We start from the raw sequence: 21,131 nt of genomic DNA on the forward strand, positions 1-21,131 counted from the left end.
TTGAGCGCCACCAAGAAGGTCGTGGTCTTCGACTACGGCTTCGGGAACGTCCGCTCCGCCGAGCGCGCCCTCGCCCGCGTGGGGGCCGACGTCGAGATCACCGGCGACTTCGACCGGGCCATGAACGCCGACGGCCTGCTGGTGCCCGGCGTCGGCGCCTTCGCCGCCTGCATGCGGGGCCTGAAGGAGGCGCGCGGCGACTGGGTCGTCGACCGGCGGCTGGCCGGCGGGCGCCCGGTGATGGGCATCTGCGTCGGCATGCAGATCCTGTTCGCGCGCGGCGTCGAGCACGGCGTGGAGACCGAGGGCCTCGACGAGTGGCCCGGCTCGGTCGAGCCGCTGCGGGCCGACGTCGTGCCCCACATGGGCTGGAACACCGTGGACGCGCCGCCCGGCTCCGAGCTGTTCGCCGACCTCGACGCGGACGCCCGCTTCTACTTCGTGCACTCCTACGCCGTCCACGACTGGGCCCTCGAGGCGCACAACCCGGCGATGCGGGCGCCCCAGGTCACCTGGTCCACCCACGGCAGGCCCTTCGTCGCCGCGGTGGAGAACGGCGCCCTGTGGGCCACCCAGTTCCACCCCGAGAAGTCCGGCGACGCCGGTGCCCAGCTCCTCACCAACTGGATCGGAACCCTGTAGAGACATGGCCAAGCTCGAACTGCTCCCCGCCGTCGACGTCCGCGACGGCCAGGCCGTCCGCCTCGTGCACGGCGAGTCCGGGACCGAGACGTCGTACGGCTCCCCCCTGGAGGCCGCCCTCGCCTGGCAGCGCTCCGGCGCCGAGTGGCTGCACCTGGTCGACCTGGACGCCGCGTTCGGCACCGGGAACAACCGTGAGCTGATCGCCGAGGTCGCCGGGGCGATGGACATCAAGGTGGAGCTGTCCGGCGGCATCCGGGACGACGACACCCTCGCCGCCGCGCTCGCCACCGGCTGCACCCGCGTCAACCTCGGCACCGCCGCCCTGGAGACGCCCGAGTGGGTCGCCCGGGTCATCGCCGAGCACGGCGACAAGATCGCCGTCGGTCTCGACGTGCGCGGCACCACCCTGCGCGGCCGCGGCTGGACCCGCGACGGCGGCGACCTCTACGAGACGCTGGAGCGCCTGAACAAGGAGGGCTGCGCCCGCTACGTGGTCACCGACATCGCCAAGGACGGCACCCTCCAGGGCCCCAACCTGGAGCTGCTGAGGAACGTCTGCGCCGCCACCGACCGCCCGGTGGTCGCCTCCGGCGGGGTGTCCTCGCTGGACGACCTGCGCGCCGTCGCGGAACTCGTGCCGCTCGGCGTCGAGGGCGCCATCGTCGGGAAGGCCCTGTACGCGAAGGCGTTCACCCTGGAAGAGGCCCTGGAGGCTGTGTCGCGATGACGATCGGGGCCGTACGGCGCGTGCAGGGCGGAAGTCCCTGGGAGGAGTCCTTCGGTTCCGCACGGGCCGTGGCGGCGGGTGACCGCGTCCTGGTGGCGGGTACGACCGCGTTCCGGGGCGAGGTGCTCCACGGGGAGGGCGACCCCTACGAGCAGGCCAAGGAGGCCTTCACCATCGCGCTGGAGGCGATCGGCGAGTTCGGGCTCGACGCCCGGTCCGTGATCCGCACGCGCCTCCACCTCGCCCACGTGCGGGACGTCGACGCGGCCGGCCGGGCCCACAAGGAGCTGTTCGACTCGGTGCGTCCGGTCACCACCCTCCTGGTGGTCGAGGGCTTCGTCGACTCGCGCGTACTGGTCTCAGTGGAACTCGAAGCATTCAGAGGAGCCGTGAACCCATGACCCTGGCGGTCCGAGTCATCCCCTGCCTGGACGTGGACGGCGGCCGGGTCGTCAAGGGCGTCAACTTCCAGGAACTGCGCGACGCGGGCGACCCCGTCGAGATGGCCAAGGTGTACGACGCCGAGGGCGCCGACGAGCTGACGTTCCTGGACATCACCGCCTCGTCGGGCAACCGCGAGACGACGTACGACGTGGTGCGCCGCACCGCCGAGCAGGTGTTCATCCCGCTGACGGTGGGCGGCGGCGTCCGCACCGCCGAGGACGTGGACCGGCTGCTGCGGGCGGGCGCCGACAAGGTGGGCGTGAACACCGCGGCCATCGCCCGCCCCGACCTCGTCCGGGAGATCGCCGAGCGCTTCGGCCGGCAGGTCCTCGTCCTCTCGGTCGACGCCCGGCGCACGGACTCCGGTTCCTTCGAGGTCACCACGCACGGCGGCCGCCGCGGCACCGGGATCGACGCCGTGGAGTGGGCGCACCGCGCCGCCGAGCTGGGCGCCGGGGAGATCCTGCTCAACTCGATGGACGCGGACGGCACCAAGGACGGCTACGACCTGGAGATGATCGCCGCCGTCCGCAAGCACGTCACCGTCCCGGTGATCGCCTCCGGCGGCGCCGGCCGGCTCGCCGACTTCCCGCCCGCGGTCGCGGCGGGCGCGGACGCGGTCCTCGCGGCCTCCGTCTTCCACTTCGGCGACCTGCGGATCGGCCAGGTCAAGGACACCCTGCGGGAGGCCGGGCACCCGGTCCGCTGACGCTCAGCCCACGGGCTGGACCAGCTGGACCAGGTTGCCCACCGTGTCGTCCAGCAGGGCGGTGAGCACCGGGCCCCGCTCCTGCGGGTCCCGGACGAAGTGGACGCCCTCGCCCCGGAGCCGTTCGTACTCCGCGCGCAGGTCGTCCACGGAGAACACGATGGCGGGCAGGCCCGCCTCGCGCACCGCCCGGCGGTAGGGCTCGGCTATGGGGCCCTGCCCCGGCTCCAGCAGGAGCTCCAGGTCCCGCTGGGCCCCGCCCGGCGCGCCCACCGTGACGAACAGGGCGCCGTCGCCCGGGTCCCGGCGGGTGCGGGTCTCGAAGCCGAGGACGCCGGTGTAGAAGGCGTGCGCCTTCGCCACGTCGTCGACGTACACACGGGTCATGGCCACTTTGATCACGAACTGCGCCTTTCGGGTACCGGTCAGATACCGAGCTGTTTGGTTTCCTGCAGCTTCGCGATCGCGTTCTCGTCGCCGTCCAGTTCGACCTTCGCCGCGCTCTGCCGCCCGTAGGCGAACAGCACCAGCTCCGACGGCTCGCCGGTCGCCGTGACCACCGGGGTGCCGCGGTGGGCCACCACCGTCTGGCCGTTCGGGCGGCGCAGCACCAGGCCCGTCGGCACGCCGCGGCCCATCAGGCGGGCGGTGCGCTCCAACCGGGACCACAGGGCGTCCTGGAACACCGGGTCGAGTTCCCGCGGCGTCCAGTCGGGCTGCGCCCGGCGGACGTCCTCGGTGTGGACGTAGAACTCGACGATGTTCGACAACTCGTCGACCTGCTTCAGCGAGAAGGGCGAGAAGCGCGGCGGCCCGGTGCGGATCAGCTGGATCAGCTCCTCGTACGGCTTCGCGGCGAACTCCGCCATCACCCGCTCCAGGCGCGGCGCCAGCTGCTTGACCAGCATGCCGCCGGCGGCGTCGGGGCGGCGCTCGCGCACCACCACGTGGGCGGCGAGGTCCCGGGTCGTCCAGCCCTCGCAGAGGGTGGGGGCCTCGGGCCCCGTGGTCTCCAGCAGGTCGGCGAGGAGAAGCCGTTCACGCTTGGCATGGGTCGACATGGCAGCCAGCCTACGGCCGTCCGCCCGGTCCGCCCACCCGTCCCCCGGCCACCGCCCGATCGGTGGACGTCCCCGCGGCCCGCCGGCCGGGCGCGGCACAATGGCACCCATGACCAGCACGTCCCGGCCCAGCCGCCTCGACCCGGAGATCGCCGCGCGCCTCAAGCGCAGCCCCGACGGCCTCCTGCCCGCCATCGCCCAGCAGTACGACACCGGGGAGGTGCTGATGCTGGGCTGGATGGACGACGAGGCGCTGCACCGCACGCTGACCACCGGCCGCTGCACCTACTGGTCGCGCAGCCGCGGGGAGTACTGGGTCAAGGGGGACACCTCCGGCCACTTCCAGTGGGTCAGGTCGGTCGCCCTCGACTGCGACGCGGACACCGTGCTGGTCAAGGTCGACCAGGTGGGCGCCGCCTGCCACACCGGCGCCCGCACCTGCTTCGACGCCGACGTGCTGCTGAAGGACGGTCCCGCGGACGCCCCCGCCGACGGTGCCGGGCCCGGCGCGGCCGCCTCGGATCAGTAGGGTCTGCCGCCATGGACCTCGAGACGTTCCGCAAGCTCGCCGCCGACCGCCGGGTCATCCCGGTCACCCGCAAACTGCTCGCCGACGGCGACACCCCGGTCGCGCTCTACCGCAAGCTCGCCGCCGAGCGGCCCGGCACCTTCCTGCTGGAGTCCGCCGACGGGGGTACCTCCCAGGCGTTCAGCACGGGGGGAGGGCGCTCCTGGTCCCGGTACTCCTTCGTCGGCGTCCGCAGCGCCGCCACCCTCACCGAACGGGGCGGGCGGGCCCACTGGGAGGGCACGGCGCCCGCCGGCGTGCCCGTCGACGGCGACCCGCTCGCCGCGCTGCGCGCCACCCTCCAGGCCCTGCACACCCCGCGCGACCTCGCCCACGACCTCGGTCTGCCGCCCTTCACCGGCGGCATGGTCGGCTACCTCGGCTACGACGTCGTGCGCCGCCTGGAGAGGATCGGCCCCGGCGAGCGGGACGACCTGGAACTGCCCGAGCTGACCATGCTGCTCACCAGCGACCTGGCCGTCATGGACCACTGGGAGGGCGCCGTCTGGCTGATCGCCAACGCGATCAACCACAACGACCTGGAGACCGGTGTCGACGAGGCGTACGCCGACGCCGTGGCCCGCCTCGACGCCATGGAGGCCGACCTCACCCGCGCGGTCGCCCAGCCCCCGGCCGTGCTGCCGCCCTCCGAGCTGCCCGAGTACACCGCCCTGTGGGGCGGTGCCGACTTCCGGGAGGCCGTGGAGGACATCAAGGAGCGCATCCGCGCGGGGGAGGCCTTCCAGGTCGTCCCCTCCCAGCGGTTCGAGACCCCGTGCGCGGCGAGCGCCCTGGACGTCTACCGGGTCCTGCGCGCCACCAACCCCTCCCCGTACATGTACCTGTTCCGCTTCGACGGGTTCGACGTGGTGGGCTCGTCCCCCGAGGCCCTGGTGAAGGTCGAGGACGGGCGGGCGATGGTCCACCCCATCGCCGGCACCCGGCACCGCGGCGCCACCCCGCAGGAGGACCAGGCCCTCGCCGACGGACTGCTCGCCGACCCCAAGGAGCGCGCCGAGCACCTCATGCTCGTCGACCTCGGCCGCAACGACCTCGGGCGGGTCTGCGAGCCCGGCTCGGTCGAGGTCGTCGACTTCATGTCGATCGAGCGGTACTCGCACGTCATGCACATCGTCTCGACGGTCACCGGCCGGGTGGCCGCCGGCCGCACCGCCTTCGACGTGCTCACCGCCTGCTTCCCGGCCGGCACGCTCTCCGGCGCGCCCAAGCCCCGCGCGATGCAGATCATCGACGAACTCGAGCCGTCCCGGCGCGGACTGTACGGCGGCTGCGTCGGCTACCTCGACTTCGCCGGCGACTCCGACACGGCCATCGCCATCCGCACCGCCCTGCTGCGGGACGGCACCGCGTACGTCCAGGCCGGCGCCGGGATCGTCGCCGACTCCGACCCGGTCGCCGAGGACACCGAGTGCCGCGACAAGGCGGCCGCGGTGCTGCGCGCCGTGCACACGGCGAACCGGCTGGGGAAGCCCTGAGACGAACCCCGGGTGACGGTTCGCCCGGGGTTCGGGCGATAGTGGAGTACGTGACTGCCGCATCCCGCCCCCGTTCCGAGGCCCCCGGCTCCGCCCGGACCGGCCGCCTCAGCCTCGCCGCCGCCCTGCTGTGCGGCGCCCTGGGCGCGGCCGTGGCCCTGCTCGCCACCCGGCAGCAGTGGTCGGCGGGCACCGCGCACGTGGCCGGCGGCTCCTTCCCGCTGACCGCCCGGGGCAGCGACGTCACCGGCGTCCCCGCGGCCCTGGCCGTCGTGGGCCTGGCCGCGCTCGTCGCCGTCTTCGCCGTCCGCCGCGCCGGCCGCCTCGCCGTGGCCGCGCTGCTCGCCCTCGCCGGGGCGGGCACCGTCGTGGCGGCCCTGGCCGGGGCCTCGGACGGCGCCGCGCTCGACGAGAAGGCCGCCCGGGCCTCCGGCGACACCTCCGCCACGGTGGAGGCCCTCACCCACACCGCGTGGCCCTACGTCGCGGCCGTGGGCGGCGCGCTGATCCTGCTGGCCGGGCTGCTCGCCCTGCGCTACGGCCGGCTGTGGCCCGCCATGTCCGGCCGCTACGAGCGGAACGGCGCCCCCCGGGAGCGCCGCAGGGCCCCGGTCGTGGACCCCGACCGCCCCGAGGACCTCTGGAAGGCCCTCGACCGCGGCGAGGACCCGACCGGCGCCTGAGGGGAACCCGCCCGCGGACGCCGTCGGACCCGGTCGGCGGGCCGGGGAGCACCCCCGCTCACCGCGTACGCGCGTGTGCGGGACAATGAGCGGTGAGCGTCCTGCTCAGAGTTGAGCGTCCTGCTCAGACACGTACACAGCAACGAGGAGCAAGCAATGGCGGGCAGCAGCCACGGTCACACCCCGGCCGCCTGGACCGGTGTCATCATCGCCTTCATCGGTTTCTGCGTCGCGGGCATGTTCATGGTGATGGCCCAGCCCATCGGCTTCTGGGCGGGCATGGGCCTGGTGATCCTCGGCGGTGTCGTCGGCGGCATCATGAGCGCGATGGGCATGGGCCAGCCGAAGCACAACCACCCGGTGCACCGGACCACCGGCGACCGCGAGCCGGCCCGCGCCGAGGGCTGAGCACCGCGGGGCGCCCCCGGACAGGGGCGGCCGGCCCGGTGGTGCCGCACCCGCCCCTGCCGCGCGTCCGGGGCACAATGCACAGCGTGAACGTCCCCGAACCCGGCGCGACCCGCGGCAGGGCGGCCCGGCTGGCCGTCCCCGCCGGGGTGCTCGCCGCCGTCGCCGGGGCCTTCGCCTACGTCGGGGCGGTCGACCCCAACGAGCCCGGCCACTACCCCGCCTGCCCGCTGCTGCGCCTCACCGGCCTGTACTGCCCCGGCTGCGGCGGACTGCGCAGCGCGCACGCCGTGGTCCACGGCGACCTCCCGGCCGCCCTCCAGGCCAACGCGCCGGCCGTCCTCGGCTATGCGGGCTTCGCCGTGCTGTGGACCGTATGGGTGGTCCGCGCGGTGCGCGGGAGACCGCTGAGGATCGACCCCCCGCCGGTGCTCCTGTGGTCCCTGGGGGCGTTGCTGCTGGTCTTCACGGTGATCCGGAACCTGCCGTTCGGTGGCTGGCTGCACCCTTGACCGACGGGCGAACGCCCAGCGTGGGGGCACCTTCCGCCCGAGTTGTGCGAAGCTGGTCCGAAGGTGGGGGAGAGACCGGCGTCAACCGGGTGCGAGGCATCCGCCCGGCTGCGGCTACCATCGCAGTGACCACCGGTTTCGTCCGACGACCCGACCCCGGAGGCGGGGCGGCGACGGAGACGGACGCACCGAAGACCCACCGTCTGGAAGGGGGCCGCTCGCGTGAGTGTGCTCGACGAGATCATCGACGGAGTCCGTGCCGACCTCGCGGAGCGGCAGGCGCGCGTCAGCCTCGACGAGCTCAAGGAGCGCGCGGCGAAGGCTCCCGCGGTCAAGGACGGCGCGGCCGCCCTGCGCGGCGACGGCGTCAAGGTGATCTGCGAGGTCAAGCGCTCCAGCCCGTCCAAGGGCGCGCTCGCCGCGATCGCCGACCCGGCCGGACTCGCCGCCGACTACGAGGCGGGCGGCGCGGCCGTCATCTCCGTCCTCACCGAACAGCGCCGCTTCGGCGGCTCGCTGGCCGACCTGGAGGCGGTCCGCGCGCGGGTGGACATCCCCGTCCTGCGCAAGGACTTCATCGTCAGCTCGTACCAGCTCTGGGAGGCCCGCGCGTACGGCGCCGACCTCGCGCTGCTGATCGTCGCGGCCCTCGACCAGCCGGCCCTGGAGTCGCTGATCGAGCGCGCCGAGTCCATCGGGCTCACCCCGCTCGTCGAGGTGCACGACGAGGACGAGGTCGAGCGGGCGGTGGACGCGGGCGCCAAGGTCATCGGCGTCAACGCGCGCAACCTCAAGACCCTCGAGGTCGACCGCGGCACCTTCGAACGGGTCGCCCCCGAGATCCCCGCCCACCTGGTCAAGGTCGCCGAGTCCGGCGTCCGCGGCCCGCACGACCTCATCGCCTACGCCAACGCCGGCGCCGACGCCGTCCTGGTCGGCGAGTCCCTCGTCACCGGGCGCGACCCGAAGACGGCGGTCTCCGACCTGGTGGCGGCCGGCGAGCACCCCGCACTGCGGCACGGCCGCGGCTGACCCCGGACAGGCCCGACCCGATGACGCCCCCGCTCCCCCCGGCCACCAGGGACCCGTACGCGCGCCTGGCGCGCGGCTGCCGCCCGCGCGGCTGCCGCGCGCCCGCCCGCCGCGTCCACGGCCGCCGGGTGCGGTACGTCATCGGCGACGAGCCGGGACAGGTGAACGGCATGCGATGGCAGCGGCCGGCCCCCAGGGGCGCGGGGCCGCGTCCGATGGTGCGGCCGCGTCACGCGGGCGCGCCCGGCCGTGAACGGCCCGCAGCCGGCTGACCCCCGCCCCCACGGCGATCAGTGTCTCCTCTTCCGCACTCACCGTGAGGTTTCCGCATGCCCAGCGAGTTCTTCGTCCCCGACCCGGAGGGCCGGGTCCCCGACGCCGGAGGCTACTTCGGCGCGTTCGGCGGCAAGTTCATCCCGGAGGCGCTCGTCGCCGCCGTGGACGAGGTCGCCGTCGAGTACGACAAGGCCAAGGCCGACCCCGAGTTCGCCCGCGAGCTCGACGACCTGCTGGCCCACTACACCGGCCGCCCGAGCGCCCTCACCGAGGTGCCCCGGTTCGCCGAGCACGCCGGCGGCGCCCGGGTCTTCCTCAAGCGCGAGGACCTCAACCACACCGGCTCCCACAAGATCAACAACGTGCTCGGCCAGGCCCTGCTGACCAAGCGCATGGGCAAGACCCGCGTCATCGCCGAGACCGGCGCCGGCCAGCACGGCGTCGCCACCGCCACCGCCTGCGCCCTGTTCGGCCTCGACTGCACCATCTACATGGGCGAGATCGACACCCGGCGCCAGGCCCTCAACGTGGCCCGGATGCGCATGCTCGGCGCCGAGGTCGTCGCCGTGAAGTCGGGCAGCCGCACCCTCAAGGACGCCATCAACGAGGCGTTCCGCGACTGGGTCGCCAACGTCGAGAGCACCCACTACCTCTTCGGCACCGTCGCCGGACCGCACCCCTTCCCGGCCATGGTCCGCGACTTCCACCGCGTCATCGGCGTCGAGGCCCGGCGCCAGCTCCTGGAGCGCGCCGGACGGCTGCCCGACGCCGCGATCGCCTGCGTCGGCGGCGGATCCAACGCCATCGGCCTGTTCCACGCCTTCCTCCCCGACGAGGGCGTGCGCCTCATCGGCTGCGAGCCCGCGGGGCACGGCGTCGGGACCGGCGAGCACGCGGCCACGCTGACCGCGGGCGAGCCCGGCATCCTGCACGGCTCGCGCTCCTACGTCCTCCAGGACGACGAGGGCCAGATCACCGAGCCGTACTCCATCTCGGCGGGGCTCGACTACCCGGGCATCGGGCCGGAGCACGCCCACCTGAAGGACTCCGGCCGCGGCGAGTACCGCGCGGTCACCGACGACGCCGCGATGCGGGCCCTGCGGCTGCTGTCGCGCACCGAGGGCATCATCCCGGCCATCGAGAGCGCCCACGCGCTGGCCGGCGCCCTGGAGGTCGGCGGGGAGCTGGGCGAGGACGGGCTGATCGTCGTCAACCTGTCCGGCCGCGGCGACAAGGACATGGACACCGCCGCCCGCTACTTCGGGCTCTACGACACCGACGCCGAGGTCGCCGCCGACGAGGCCGGCACCACCGCCGAGATCGAGGGGGACGCCAAGTGAGCGGGAACATCCGACTGCTGACGGACACCCTCGCCGCGGCGAGGTCCGAGGGGCGCGCGGCGCTCATCGCCTACCTCCCGGCCGGGTTCCCGACCGTGGACGGCGGCATCGAGGCGGCCCGGGCCGCCCTCGACGGCGGCGCCGACGTCGTGGAGGTGGGCCTGCCGCACAGCGACCCCGTCCTCGACGGCCCCGTCATCCAGACCGCCGACGACATCGCCCTGCGCGGCGGCGTGCGGATCGCCGACGTGATGCGCACGGTCCGCGAGGCCCACCGGGCCACCGGCAAGCCGGTCCTCGTCATGACGTACTGGAACCCCGTCGACCGCTACGGCGTCGAGCGGTTCGCCGCCGAACTCGCCGAGGCGGGCGGCGCCGGGTGCATCCTGCCCGACCTGCCGGTCCAGGAGTCGGCGCTGTGGCGGGAGCACGCCGACAAGCACGGCCTCGCCACGGTCTTCGTGGTCGCGCCCAGCAGCAGGGACGAGCGGCTCGCCGAGATCACCGCGGCCGGCAGCGGCTTCGTCTACGCCTCCTCCCTGATGGGCGTCACCGGCACCCGCGAGTCGGTCGGCTCGCAGGCCCGGGGCCTGGTGGAACGCACCCGGGCCACCCGCGCCGACCTGCCGGTCTGCGTCGGGATCGGCGTCTCCACCCCCGCCCAGGCCGCCGAGGTGGCCGGCTTCGCCGACGGCGTGATCGTCGGCTCGGCCTTCGTCAAGCGGATGCTGGACGCCCCCGACCGCGCCGCCGGCGTCGAGGCCGTCCGCGCGCTCGCCGCCGACCTGGCCGAGGGCGTGCGCGGCCGGGCCTAGGAAGCGGGCGACGGCCGGCCGGCGCGACCGGCCGGCCGCGGGCAGGCGTACGGGTCCCTCGTACGGGTGGACCTGCGGCCGGGGAGGCGCGGTGCGCCTCCCCGGTTCGTTCTGCGGGGTGTGAGCGAGAAGAACCCTGAGGGAAAGCGCGCCGCCCGGGAGCGGCTGGCGGTCGAGCGCGAGAAGCAGAGGACGGCGGAGAAGCGGCGCCGCGGCCTGATCGTGGGCGCGAGCGTGGTCTGCGTCCTGGGACTCGCGGCGGTGATCGGCGTCGTCGCCGCCAACGCCGGCAAGGACGACGAGAGCGATGCGGCGGGCCCGGTCGTGACGCCGGCGGGCGCACTGGGCGAGGACGGCACCGCCATCCCGGTCGGCGAGGCCGACGCCGGGTCGACGCTCACGGTGTGGGAGGACTTCCGCTGCCCGGCCTGCAAGGCCTTCGAGCAGGCCTACGGCCCGACCATCGACGAGCTGACCGAAGCGGGCCGGCTGAAGGTGGAGTACCACCTGGTCACCCTCATCGACGGCGGGATGGGCGGCAGCGGCTCCCGCAACGCGGCCAACGCCGCGGCCTGCGCCCAGGACGCCGGGAAGTTCGCCGCGTACCACGAGGTGCTGTTCGCCCACCAGCCGGCGGAGAGCGACGACGCCTACGCGGACGACGCCAGGCTCGTCGACCTGGCCGGCAAGGTCGACGGCCTCGACACCGACACCTTCCGCGCCTGCGTCGAGGACGGCACGCACAACAGCTGGGTCGCCAAGTCCCACGCGGCCTTCCAGAAGGGCGACTTCACGGGCACGCCGACCGTCCTGCTCGACGGCAGGAACATCTACCAGGACCGCTCGATGACCCCGGAGAAGCTGAAGCAGATGGTGCTGGAGGCCGACAAGGACTAGGTGTCGCCCCGGGCCCCCGGGCCCTGTTATGGAGCCGTAGCCGGACCGCCCGCCGTGCGGCCGGTCCGGCACGGTAGCGTCGACCCTGCCATGGAACTTGCCTACATTCCCAGCCCGTCGAGCGGGGTGCTGTACCTCGGCCCCGTTCCGCTGCGCGGCTACGCGTTCTGCATCATCATCGGCGTCTTCGTAGCCGTCTGGCTCGGCAACAGGCGCTGGATCGCCCGGGGCGGGCGGGCCGGCACGGTGGCCGACATCGCTGTCTGGGCCGTGCCCTTCGGCCTCGTCGGCGGCAGGCTCTACCACGTGATCACGGACTACCAGCTGTACTTCAGCGAGGGCCGTGACTGGGTGGACGCCTTCAAGATCTGGGAGGGCGGCCTCGGCATCTGGGGCGCGATCGCGTTCGGTGCGCTGGGGGCGTGGATCGGCTGCCGGCGCCGGGGCATCCCCCTGCCCGCCTACGCCGACGCCGTCGCGCCGGGCATCGCCCTCGCCCAGGCGATCGGACGCTGGGGCAACTGGTTCAACCAGGAGCTGTACGGGCGGGCCACGGACCTGCCGTGGGCGGTGGAGATCACCTCCTCCGCCGACGGGCGGGTCGCGGGCACCTACCACCCGACGTTCCTGTACGAGTCGCTGTGGTGCGTCGGCGTCGCCCTGCTGGTGATCTGGGCCGACCGGCGCTTCCGGCTCGGGCACGGACGGGCGTTCGCGCTGTACGTCGCCGCGTACTGCGCGGGCCGGTTCTGGATCGAGTACATGCGCGTCGACGAGGCCCACCACGTCCTGGGCCTGCGGCTGAACAACTGGACCTCGATCCTCGTGTTCCTGCTCGCGGTGCTGTACATCGTGCTGTCGGCGAGGAAGCGGCCGGGCCGCGAGACGACGGTGGAGCCGGGAACCCCCGGTGACGGGGCCGATGCCGGGGAGAAGAACGGGGCGGACGGGGCGGATGCGCCGGACGCCGGGGGCGACGCCGCGGCGGAGAAGGCCGCCGAGGGGTCCGGGACGTCCGAGGACCGCGAGACGCCCCGGACCTCCAAGGCCTCCAAGGCCTCCAAGGCCTCCAAGGCCTCCAAGGCCTCCAAGGCCTCCAAGGCCTCCGAGACCTCCGAGAAGGGGGCCGGCTCGGCGAAGAAGGGCTGACGGCCCGCTGGACGACGCCGCCGAGGGCGCCCGGAGACGTTCCGGGCGCCCTCGGCGTGTTCCCCGGGCGTGTGGTTCCCGGTGGCCCCGGGGTCAGGCTCCGCGGGCCAGGGACAGGGTGCGCCGGGCCTCCGCCACCGCCGCCGCGTCGATGAACGTGCCGTCCGGCAGGGCCTGGGCGCCCTGCCGGGCCGCCGCGGCCTCGACGACCGTCTCGGCCTGCCGGATCTCCTCCTCGCCGGGGAGGTAGGCCCGCTCGATCACCGGCAGCTGGCGGGGATGGATCGCGGCGCGGCCCAGGAAGCCCAGGGCGCGGCCGCGGGCGCAGGAGGCGGCGAGGCCCTCCAGGTCGCGGACGTCCGGGTGGACGGACTGGGTGGGCGGGGCCAGGCCCGCCGCCCGCGCGGCCACGACCACGCGGGAGCGGGACCAGTCCAGGCCCGCGTCGTCCCGCACCCCGAGGTCGGCCCGCAGGTCCGCCTCGCCGATCGCGATGCCGCGCAGGGACGGGTGGGCGGTGGCCACGGCGTGGGCCCGTTCGATGCCGAGGGCCGACTCCAGCAGGGCGTACAGGGGCGGCGCGCCGCCGTGCGCGGACCCGGCGCGCCGCGCGACGCGCACGACCTGGGCGGGGGAGGACACCTTGGGCAGCCGCAGGGCGGACAGGCCCGGTGCCGGGACGAGCGCCGTGAGGTCGGCCTCGCCCCAGGGGCCGTCCGGGGCGTTGACGCGGACGTGGACCGGCACCGGCTGCGGGTCGTGCAGCAGCTCGGCGGTGGCCGCGCGGGCGTAGGCCTTGCGGTCGGGGGCGACCGCGTCCTCCAGGTCGACCACCACCACGTCGGCCCCGGAGGCGAGCGCCTTCGCCACCACGGCGGGACGGTCCCCGGGGGCGTACAGCCAGGTCAGCGGAGTGACCCTCACAGGGCGCCCTCCGCGCGCAGCGCCGCGAGGTCGGCCGGGGTGAGGCCCAGCCCGGTCAGGACCTCCTCGGTGTCCGCGCCGTGCGGGCGGCCCGCCCAGCGGATCGCGCCCGGCGTGCCGGAGAGCCGGAAGAGGACGTTCTGCATGCGCAGCCGGCCCAGCTCGGGGTCGTCGACCGTGGTGATCGTGCCCAGGGCCCGGTACTGGGGGTCCACCATCACGTCCCGCACGTCCTGGACGGGGGCGACGGCGGCCTCCGCCTTCTCGAAGGCCGCCAGCACGTCGGTGCGGGTGTGCCGGGCGATCCAGCCGCCGACCGCCTCGTCCAGGACGTCCGCGTGCCGGGCCCGGCCGGCGCCGGTGGCGAACCAGGGCTCCCCGACCAGCTCCGGCCTGCCCACCAGGTGCATCACGCGCTCGGCGACCGACTGGGCGGAGGTGGAGACGGCGACCCAGGTGCCGTCGGCGGTGAGGTAGGTGTTGCGGGGGGCGTTGTTCTGCGAGCGGTTGCCGGTGCGCGGCTGGACGTGGCCGAGCTGGTCGTACCAGGTCGGCTGGGGGCCGAGCACGGCGAGGATCGGCTCGATCAGGGCCAGGTCGACGACCTGGCCCTTCCCGGTGCGGTCGCGGCCGGCCAGCGCCGTCATGACCGCGTAGGCGGTGGCCAGGCCCGCGACGGAGTCCGCCAGGCCGAACGGCGGCAGGGTCGGCGGGGCGCCCGGTTCGCCGGTGATCGCGGCGAAGCCGCTCATCGCCTCGGCGAGGGTGCCGAAGCCCGGGCGGTGGGCGTACGGGCCGAACTGGCCGAAGCCGGTGACCCGGGCCAGGATCAGGCGGGGGTTGGCGGCGGACAGCTCGGGCCAGCCCAGGTCCCACTTCTCCAGGGTGCCGGGGCGGAAGTTCTCGATGACCACGTCGGCGGTCCCGGCCAGGCGCAGCAGGGTGTCCCGGCCGCCGGGCCGGGACAGGTCCAGGGTGATGGTGCGCTTGTTGCGGCCGAGCACCTTCCACCACAGGCCGACGCCGTCCTTGGACGGGCCGTGGCCGCGGGAGGGGTCGGGCCTTCGCGGGTGCTCGACCTTGACGACCTCCGCGCCGAAGTCGCCGAGCAGGGCGGCGGCCAGCGGACCGGCGAAGAGGGTGGCGAGGTCCAGGACGCGCAGGCCGGTCAGCGGGGGGTCGCCGGCGTTCGGGGCGGCCGGGACGGACGGGGCGGTCGGGGCGGTCGGTGGGGCGGCGGTCGGGTCGGGCCGGGTCATGGGCGGGAGGCCTCCAGGTGGGTGAGCCGGGCCAGGGTGTCGAAGCCGGCGCCGTGGAAGTCGCCGACGGAGGTCGCCAGCCGGTTCTTCAACGGGGCCGTCCAGCGGTCGGGCAGCGCGGCGGGGGAGCCGGCGAGCAGGCCGGCGACGCCGCCGGCGGTGGCGCCGTTGGAATCGGTGTCCCAGCCGCCGGACACCGCCCGGCAGACGGAACCGGTGAAGTCGCCGTCCGCGTGGGTGAGGGCGGCGGCCAGCAGGGCGGTGTTGGGCACGGAGTGCACCCAGTGGTGGGTGGCGCCGTACAGGGCGTGCAGGCGGTCGACGACGGTGTCGAAGCCGGTGTGCTCGCGGGCCAGCCGCACGGCCCGCCGGACCGCCCGGGCGAGCCGGGATCGGGGCGGGACCACCGTGAGGCCGGTGCGCAGGCAGGCGTGGACGTCCTGGGTGCCGGTGGCGGCGCAGGCGACGACGGCCGCGGTGAACATCGCCGCGTAGACGCCGTTGGCGGTGTGCGTGAGGGTCGCGTCGCGGTGGGCCTGCGCGGCGGCGGCCGCCGGGTCGCCGGGGTTGGTCCAGCCGTGCACGTCGGCGCGGATCAGGGCGCCGATCCACTCGCGGAAGGGGTTGTGGTGCCGGGCGGTCAGCGGGGGCTCCAGGCCGCAGAGCAGGTTGCGGTAGGCGACCCGCTCGGCGGTGAACGTGCGGCCGGCGGGGAGTTCGTCGAGCCAGACGCGGGCCACGTCCGCGGTGGTGAAGGACCGGCCGTGGCGCTGGAGGACGATCAGGCCCAGCAGGGGGTAGTTGAGGTCGTCGTCCTCGGGCATCCCGTCGATGTTCTCGGCGAGGGAGGTGGTCGCCGAGCGGCGGTTCCAGGGGTGGCGGGCCAGCAGCTCCTTTGGGACCCCGCGGGCGGTGAAGTAGGTGGTCAGGGGCCAGTTCCCGGCGGCCCGGGCGAGGAGGCGGATGCCGTCGAGGGGGAGCTTCTCGACCGGTTTGCCCAGCAGGCAGCCGACGGCCCGGCCGAGCCAGGCGGCTTCGAGGCGCCCGGGATCCGGTGGCGCGGGGGGACGCGCGGGCCGCGGCGGCCAGTCGGGGCACAGGGCCCTGATCGCGTCGAGCCCGGTCGGTTCGTCGTCCACCGCCGCGCCGGGCAGTCCGGCCAGTTCGTCCAGCAGGCCGGCGGCCAGCAGGCGCAGGCGGCGGGACGCCGGCCGCGGGGAGGCGCCCGCGCGCGGCGGGGCGTCGGTGCCGCCCGCGGCCCGCCAGCGGGCCGCGACCGCCGAGGGATCACGGCCGTCCTGGGCCGCCTGGCGCAGCTCGTGGCCGATCAGGTCCTCCGGCTGCACCCAGGTCAGTCGGAGCATCCCGCCCCTTCCAGCCGTGCGAACGCCCGCTCGTGGGCGCGGCGGCGCCGTACGTCCCGGGCGAAGACCTCCCGGGCCACGGCGGTGAGCTCGGCCGCGGGTTCCCACAGGTCGAGGCGGCTGGCCTCGGCCACGGTCTTGGCCCAGTCCTCGGGGACCGGTGAGCCGAGGGCGCCGGTCACGGCGCCGGCCATCGTCGCGATGGAGTCGCAGTCGCGGCCGTAGTTCACCGCGCCCAGCACCGCGTGCCGGAAGTCGCCGCCGGCCACCACCACCATGCCCAGCGCCACGGGCAGTTCCTCGATCGCGTGCAGCCGGGACGGGCGGCGGGCGCCCAGGGAGGGGGAGCGGTAGTCGGGGCCCACGGTGTCGTAGGGGGCCACCGCCTCCCGCAGCGGGCCCAGCGCCGACTCGAAGTCCGGGTGCCGGGACGCCTCCTCGCAGACCCGCTCGATCGCCTCCCGGGTGCCGTCCTTCGCCAGGGACAGGCACGCGGCGACCACCGAGTCCGGCGTCGCGCCCGGCGCGCACGCCGCCGCCACGGCCGCCGCGAGCACGCCGGCCGCCTCCCGGCCGTACGACGACTGGTGGGCGCCCGCGACGTCCAGCGCCTCGGTGTAGGCGGCGGCCGGGTGGGCCGCGTTGACCAGGCCGACCGGGGCCATGTACATCGCGGCACCGCAGTTGACGATGTTGCCCGCGCCCGCCTCGCGCGGGTCGACGTGGCCGTAGTGGATCCGGGTCACCAGCCACTTCTCCGCGAGGAAGACCCGCCGCAGCGGGACCGCCTCCGCCTCGAGCTCCGGGATCCAGCGCGGGTTCGTCATCAGGTCCGGGACCAGGTGGTCGGCGACCGCGTACGCGTCCAGGTGGTCGCGGACCGCCGCGTACACCCGCACCAGCGCGTGCGTCATCAGGGTGTCGTCGGTGACGTGGCCGTCGCCCTTGTGGTACGGGGCGAGGGGGCGGGCGGTGCGCCAGGCGTCGCCGTGCCAGGGGCCGACGACGCCGTGCACGCGTCCGCCGTGGCGCTCGACGATCTGCTCGGGGGAGTAGCCCTCGACCGGCCCGCCGAGGGCGTCGCCGACGGCGGCTCCCACGAGGGCGCCGGTGATCCGCTCGTCCAGGGACGCGCCCCGTTCGCGGCTTTCTTCCTCTTCATGCGTCATGCCCGAATCATCCCCTTCGACGGGACCGGTTGGAGGGCTTCCAGGCGCCCGGCGAGTTCCACCAGGTCGGTGCCGGTGAGCCGGGGGAGTGCGCAGCCGGAGAGGACGCGGCAGCTCTCCCGCCACGACGGGGGGATCGCCGCGCCGCCGCCCAGCGCGCCGGTGAGGGCGCCGGCGAGCGCCGGGGCGGAGTCCGCGACCCGCGACAGGCAGGCCGCCGCGGGGACCGCCTCCGCGATCCGGCCGCGGGCGGCGGCGGACAGGGCGAGGGCGACGGGGACGGTCTCGGCGGCGGCGACGCCGTAGCTGTAGACGTGGTCGACGATCCGGTGCTCCAGCGTCGGGACGAGGGCGAAGGCGCTGTCGGCGTCCGCCGCGAGCCGCAGGGCGTGCCGGGCGTTGCGGCCGATCTCCGTCTCCTCGGGCAGTTCGGCGAGCGCGGCGGCCACGCAGGCGTGCGCGTCCGCCCCCGCCAGCGCGAGGCAGGCGGCGGCGGCCATGGCGCGGGCGCCGTGCACGCCGTCGCCGTCCTGGGTGTAGCGGGCGTCGAACTCGGCGAGGGAGGCGGCGCGTCCGGGGTCGCCGGGGTGGACCGCGGCCAGGACGCAGGCCCGTACGCAGGCCGCGTCGTCGAAGTGGTGCGGGTTGTCGTGGCCGGTGGCGGGCGGGCGCAGACCGGCGGCCAGGTTGCCGAGGCCGGCCCGCACGGAGATGCGGGCGCGCAGGGGGAGGAGCGCCGACCCGGTCCCGGGGGCGCGTTCGGTGGCCGCGGCGATCTCGGCGGCGAGGGCGTTCCAGGTCAGATCGATGGCGGCACGCGTCCGGCGCTCCCTGCCGGGATCCCCGAGCGCGACGCCGCCCCCGGTCAGCAGCACCGCCTCGGCCGCGAACGCGGCCCACTCGGCGTCGTCGGAGGGGCCGAGGAGCAGGGGCTCCGGGGGCTGGTTGAGGGCGATCGGCACGGGGAGGGTGGTGGTCGCGTTCCGCTCGGCGAAGGCGTCCAGCTCCCGGGTGAGCCGGCGGGTCCACTCCGGCATCCGGGCGGCCCGGTGCCGTGCGGCGGGCCATCCGGCGGCGTCGCCCGCGGCGAGGCCGAGGAGGAGCCCCTCGACGCGGCGCGCCCGCGGCGGGGCGGGCCGTCCGGCCCCGGCCGCGCCCCCGGCCCGGACGCCCCCGCCCGCGCCGCTCGTCCGGGTCCCGCGGCCGGGTGCGGGGGCTCCCCGGGGGGACTGCTCACCGTCGGCGACCGTGGTGGCTGTGGTGGCCGCGGCGGATCCGGTGGATCCGGCCGCGGCCCGGGCGCGCGTCACGAGGACGCCTCCGTCTCGTCCGCGGCCAGGACGAAGAGGTCCGGGGACGGTTCGCCGCCCCGGGGCGGCGAACCGTCCGGCGTCAGCAGGTCCGCGATGTCCAGGACGTGGTGTCCCGCCATCGCCGGGAGGCAGCTGCCGAGGGCCGGGCCGATCACGGCCGCCCAGGCCTCCGGGATCGCGCGGACGCCCCGGGTCGCGCCCGCCAGGGCGCCCGCGACCGCCGCCGTGGTGTCGGCGTCGCGCCCCATGTTGACGGCCGTCAGCACCGCCTGCTCGAAGTCGCCGTCGGCCGCCGCGTACGCGCCGAAGGCGAGGGCGACCGCCTCCGGGGCCAGGTCGGTCCAGGGGTAGCCGCCGATCACGACCGCCGAGCGGACCGCGCGTTCGCCGAGGTGGGCCGCGGTGACGGCGCGGCGCAGCGAGCGGGCGGTCCAGGAGTCCTCCGGGACCGCCGCCAGGGCGGAGGCCACGACCGTGACCACCGGCGCCCCGGCCATCGCCGCCGCGACGCCCGCGGCGACCGCCTGTCCGCCGTGGATGCCCTCGCCGTCGTGGCTGACCGAGCCGTCGACCGCCACCAGCCGGGCCGCCTCGTCGGGGCGGCCGGCCGCGAAGACCCCGTGGGGCGCCGCCCGCATCGCCAGTCCGTCGCTCCAGGCGTGCCGGTGCTGGGCGGAGACGGGGGCGGCCAGTCCCCGGCGCAGGTTCTCCAGCGTGCCGCGTTCGCTGAAGCCGGCGCCCCGGAAGGGACCCTCGGCGCGGTCGGCGATCAGCTCGTGCCAGGCCGCCTCGACGTGCGCCGGGGTGAGCGCGTGGCCGTGCCGGGCCAGCAGCAGGCCGGAGAAGATCGCGTACTCGGTGTCGTCCGTGCCCGCGGGGCGCTCCGCCACGTATCCCGTGACGCGGCCCCACGTCGCACGGATCTCCGAGGGCCGCATGTTCTCGGCCGGGGCGCCCAGCGCGTCGCCGACGGCCAGGCCGAGCAGCGCGCCGCGGGCCCGTTCGCGGCGCCCGGCGGTGTTTCCGGGCGCCGGGGCGGAGGGGATGCGGGCGGTCGGTGCCATGCGCGGCTCTCCTCTCAGGGGCGCCCCGAGGGGCGCGACGCCCTTTGCGGAACTGTCCCCGGCGCGGTGCCCCGCGCAGCGTCACCGGCCCCAGCGTCACCCGGTCGCCACGGGAGCGGCCGCGCGCACGACCGGGCCGCATCCGCAAACCCGCAGGTTAGCCCAGCCTTTCCTTGCTGGCGGCGGGCAGTTTCGCGGCGTACATTGGGTGACGTCGAAAAGTAGAATCAGTCCAAACTAGGGCTCGGGAGAGCCCGTCTCGAGCTTCTTGGGGGACGCGTCATGGCCATCATCGACACCGAGGCGACGCTGCACGAGGCGCACCGCGACAACCACACGCACCGGGACGTGAACGGCGGCTGGCTGCGGCCGGCCGTCTTCGGCGCGATGGACGGCCTGGTCTCCAACCTCGCCCTGATGACCGGCGTCGCCGGCAGTGCCGTCAGCCAGCAGACCGTCGTCCTCAGCGGCCTCGCGGGCCTGGCCGCCGGCGCCTTCTCCATGGCCGCCGGCGAGTACACCTCCGTCGCCTCCCAGCGCGAGCTGGTCGAGGCCGAGCTGGACGTCGAGCGCCGTGAGCTGCGCAAGCACCCCAAGGACGAGGAGGCCGAGCTCGCCGCCCTCTACCAGGCCCGCGGCGTCGAACCGGAACTGGCCCGCGAGGTGGCCCGGCAGCTGTCCCGGGACCCCGAGCAGGCCCTGGAGATCCACGCCCGCGAGGAGCTCGGCATCGACCCCGGCGACCTCCCCTCGCCGACCGTCGCCGCCGTCTCCAGCTTCGGTTCCTTCGCGCTGGGCGCGCTGCTGCCCGTGCTGCCCTACCTCCTGGGCGCGAGCAGCCTGTGGCCCGCCGTGCTGGTGGCGCTGCTCGGCCTCTTCCTGTGCGGCGCGGTGGTGGCCAGGGTGACGGCGCGGAGCTGGTGGTACAGCGGGCTGCGGCAGCTCGCCCTCGGCGGCGCGGCGGCCGGTGTGACCTACGCCCTGGGCGCGCTGTTCGGAACGGCCGTAGGATGACCCGAAGCGCGCTTATGCGGAACGCCGCATAAGTACTCATTGCTCGCTGGTTTCGGCCGTGTGACGGCCGGGCATGAGCCGTAAGCGCCGCGGGTGACGGAGCCGGCGGCGTGCCCGCGGGGCGGACGAGGACGCCCGCCCCGCCGCCGGACCGCCGGACACGACCTGTCGGGCCGGATCCTCCCCCGCCGCCGGACGCGGAACCCTCCCTCGCGCTCCCCGTGTGGTGTCCGCATGCCGGAACGGAGTATCCCGCTTTTCG

At 75.3% G+C, this 21,131-nt stretch carries 23 protein-coding genes; 15 read left to right on the top strand and 8 right to left on the bottom strand.

Translation table 11 applies throughout. The features are described from left to right. Genes hisH through hisF form a run of 4 tightly spaced genes read left to right on the top strand, consistent with a single transcriptional unit; the run spans position 1 to position 2,525 of the window. A complete protein-coding gene (gene hisH, locus ACZ56B_RS07590; protein ID WP_468787314.1) occupies positions 1 to 642 on the top strand; it encodes an imidazole glycerol phosphate synthase subunit HisH in 642 nt (213 codons plus the stop codon). 4 nt (positions 643 to 646) lie between these two features. After that, entirely contained in the window at positions 647 to 1,372 is a 726-nt protein-coding gene (gene priA, locus ACZ56B_RS07595) for a bifunctional 1-(5-phosphoribosyl)-5-((5-phosphoribosylamino)methylideneamino)imidazole-4-carboxamide isomerase/phosphoribosylanthranilate isomerase PriA (protein ID WP_468787316.1), read from the top strand. Further along, positions 1,369 to 1,773 carry a Rid family hydrolase gene (locus ACZ56B_RS07600; RefSeq protein ID WP_468787318.1) on the top strand — a complete coding sequence of 135 codons (405 nt, stop codon included), beginning with the start codon at positions 1,369 to 1,371 and terminating at the stop codon, positions 1,771 to 1,773. The genes priA and ACZ56B_RS07600 overlap by 4 nt, the downstream gene beginning before the upstream one ends. Continuing rightward, entirely contained in the window at positions 1,770 to 2,525 is a 756-nt protein-coding gene (gene hisF, locus ACZ56B_RS07605; RefSeq protein WP_468787320.1) for an imidazole glycerol phosphate synthase subunit HisF, read from the top strand. The genes ACZ56B_RS07600 and hisF overlap by 4 nt, the downstream gene beginning before the upstream one ends. Before the next feature lie 3 nt (positions 2,526 to 2,528). On the opposite strand, the gene ACZ56B_RS07610 is transcribed toward hisF, so the two are convergent. After that, positions 2,529 to 2,927: a VOC family protein gene (locus ACZ56B_RS07610; RefSeq protein WP_468787322.1), complete on the bottom strand. Its 399-nt coding sequence runs from the start codon at positions 2,925 to 2,927 to the stop codon at positions 2,529 to 2,531. 23 nt (positions 2,928 to 2,950) lie between these two features. Next, complete coding sequence (locus ACZ56B_RS07615) at positions 2,951 to 3,586, bottom strand: TIGR03085 family metal-binding protein (RefSeq protein WP_468787324.1); 636 nt, start codon at positions 3,584 to 3,586, stop codon at positions 2,951 to 2,953. Between the two features lie 100 nt (positions 3,587 to 3,686). On the opposite strand from ACZ56B_RS07615, the gene hisI reads away from it, so the two are divergent. The 10 genes from hisI to lgt all read left to right on the top strand — a co-directional run bounded on the left by hisI (position 3,687) and on the right by lgt (position 12,762). Beyond that, a complete protein-coding gene (hisI, locus tag ACZ56B_RS07620) occupies positions 3,687 to 4,115 on the top strand; it encodes a phosphoribosyl-AMP cyclohydrolase (RefSeq protein WP_468787326.1) in 429 nt (142 codons plus the stop codon). Between the two features lie 11 nt (positions 4,116 to 4,126). Then, positions 4,127 to 5,650, top strand: a complete 1,524-nt coding sequence (locus ACZ56B_RS07625; RefSeq protein WP_468787328.1) for an anthranilate synthase component I — start codon at positions 4,127 to 4,129, stop codon at positions 5,648 to 5,650. Positions 5,651 to 5,691: 41 nt separating this feature from the next. Next, a complete protein-coding gene (locus ACZ56B_RS07630; RefSeq protein WP_468787330.1) occupies positions 5,692 to 6,333 on the top strand; it encodes a TIGR02234 family membrane protein in 642 nt (213 codons plus the stop codon). Positions 6,334 to 6,489: 156 nt separating this feature from the next. Continuing rightward, positions 6,490 to 6,741, top strand: a complete 252-nt coding sequence (locus ACZ56B_RS07635; protein WP_468787332.1) for an HGxxPAAW family protein — start codon at positions 6,490 to 6,492, stop codon at positions 6,739 to 6,741. 77 nt (positions 6,742 to 6,818) lie between these two features. After that, positions 6,819 to 7,253, top strand: coding sequence for a DUF2752 domain-containing protein (locus ACZ56B_RS07640; RefSeq protein ID WP_468787334.1), 435 nt, complete (start codon positions 6,819 to 6,821; stop codon positions 7,251 to 7,253). 222 nt (positions 7,254 to 7,475) lie between these two features. After that, positions 7,476 to 8,285, top strand: a complete 810-nt coding sequence (trpC, locus tag ACZ56B_RS07645) for an indole-3-glycerol phosphate synthase TrpC (RefSeq protein WP_468787336.1) — start codon at positions 7,476 to 7,478, stop codon at positions 8,283 to 8,285. Between the two features lie 329 nt (positions 8,286 to 8,614). Then, a complete protein-coding gene (gene trpB / locus ACZ56B_RS07650; RefSeq protein WP_468787338.1) occupies positions 8,615 to 9,901 on the top strand; it encodes a tryptophan synthase subunit beta in 1,287 nt (428 codons plus the stop codon). Next, complete coding sequence (trpA, locus tag ACZ56B_RS07655; RefSeq protein ID WP_468787340.1) at positions 9,898 to 10,716, top strand: tryptophan synthase subunit alpha; 819 nt, start codon at positions 9,898 to 9,900, stop codon at positions 10,714 to 10,716. The genes trpB and trpA overlap by 4 nt, the downstream gene beginning before the upstream one ends. A gap of 120 nt (positions 10,717 to 10,836) precedes the next feature. After that, a complete protein-coding gene (locus tag ACZ56B_RS07660; protein ID WP_468787342.1) occupies positions 10,837 to 11,613 on the top strand; it encodes a DsbA family protein in 777 nt (258 codons plus the stop codon). A gap of 90 nt (positions 11,614 to 11,703) precedes the next feature. Further along, the gene (gene lgt / locus ACZ56B_RS07665) at positions 11,704 to 12,762 is read left to right on the top strand and encodes a prolipoprotein diacylglyceryl transferase (protein ID WP_468787344.1); all 1,059 of its coding nucleotides are present in this window, start codon (positions 11,704 to 11,706) and stop codon (positions 12,760 to 12,762) included. 93 nt (positions 12,763 to 12,855) lie between these two features. Here lgt and ACZ56B_RS07670 read toward each other — a convergent pair whose 3' ends face one another. From ACZ56B_RS07670 to ACZ56B_RS07695, 6 genes are read right to left on the bottom strand one after another with little or no spacing between them, the layout of a single operon-like run. Further along, positions 12,856 to 13,686 (bottom strand): HpcH/HpaI aldolase/citrate lyase family protein, encoded by an 831-nt coding sequence (locus ACZ56B_RS07670; protein ID WP_468787346.1) that lies wholly within the window; start codon positions 13,684 to 13,686, stop codon positions 12,856 to 12,858. Further along, a complete protein-coding gene (locus ACZ56B_RS07675; RefSeq protein WP_468787348.1) occupies positions 13,683 to 14,945 on the bottom strand; it encodes a CaiB/BaiF CoA transferase family protein in 1,263 nt (420 codons plus the stop codon). Before ACZ56B_RS07675 ends, ACZ56B_RS07670 begins: the two co-directional genes overlap by 4 nt. After that, complete coding sequence (locus ACZ56B_RS07680) at positions 14,942 to 16,309, bottom strand: ADP-ribosylglycohydrolase family protein (RefSeq protein ID WP_468787350.1); 1,368 nt, start codon at positions 16,307 to 16,309, stop codon at positions 14,942 to 14,944. The genes ACZ56B_RS07675 and ACZ56B_RS07680 overlap by 4 nt, the downstream gene beginning before the upstream one ends. After that, positions 16,297 to 17,478: an ADP-ribosylglycohydrolase family protein gene (locus tag ACZ56B_RS07685; protein WP_468787352.1), complete on the bottom strand. Its 1,182-nt coding sequence runs from the start codon at positions 17,476 to 17,478 to the stop codon at positions 16,297 to 16,299. Before ACZ56B_RS07685 ends, ACZ56B_RS07680 begins: the two co-directional genes overlap by 13 nt. After that, positions 17,475 to 18,788 (bottom strand): ADP-ribosylglycohydrolase family protein, encoded by a 1,314-nt coding sequence (locus ACZ56B_RS07690; protein ID WP_468787354.1) that lies wholly within the window; start codon positions 18,786 to 18,788, stop codon positions 17,475 to 17,477. The genes ACZ56B_RS07685 and ACZ56B_RS07690 overlap by 4 nt, the downstream gene beginning before the upstream one ends. Further along, on the bottom strand, positions 18,785 to 19,855 hold the full coding sequence (locus ACZ56B_RS07695; RefSeq protein WP_468787356.1) for an ADP-ribosylglycohydrolase family protein: 1,071 nt from the start codon (positions 19,853 to 19,855) through the stop codon (positions 18,785 to 18,787). Before ACZ56B_RS07695 ends, ACZ56B_RS07690 begins: the two co-directional genes overlap by 4 nt. A 282-nt stretch (positions 19,856 to 20,137) precedes the next feature. Between ACZ56B_RS07695 and ACZ56B_RS07700 the strand changes: the two genes are divergently transcribed. Continuing rightward, a complete protein-coding gene (locus tag ACZ56B_RS07700; protein ID WP_468787358.1) occupies positions 20,138 to 20,869 on the top strand; it encodes a VIT1/CCC1 transporter family protein in 732 nt (243 codons plus the stop codon). The last annotated feature ends 262 nt before the right edge of the window (positions 20,870 to 21,131 follow it).

Source organism: Streptomyces sp. NPDC034670, from assembly GCF_055574875.1.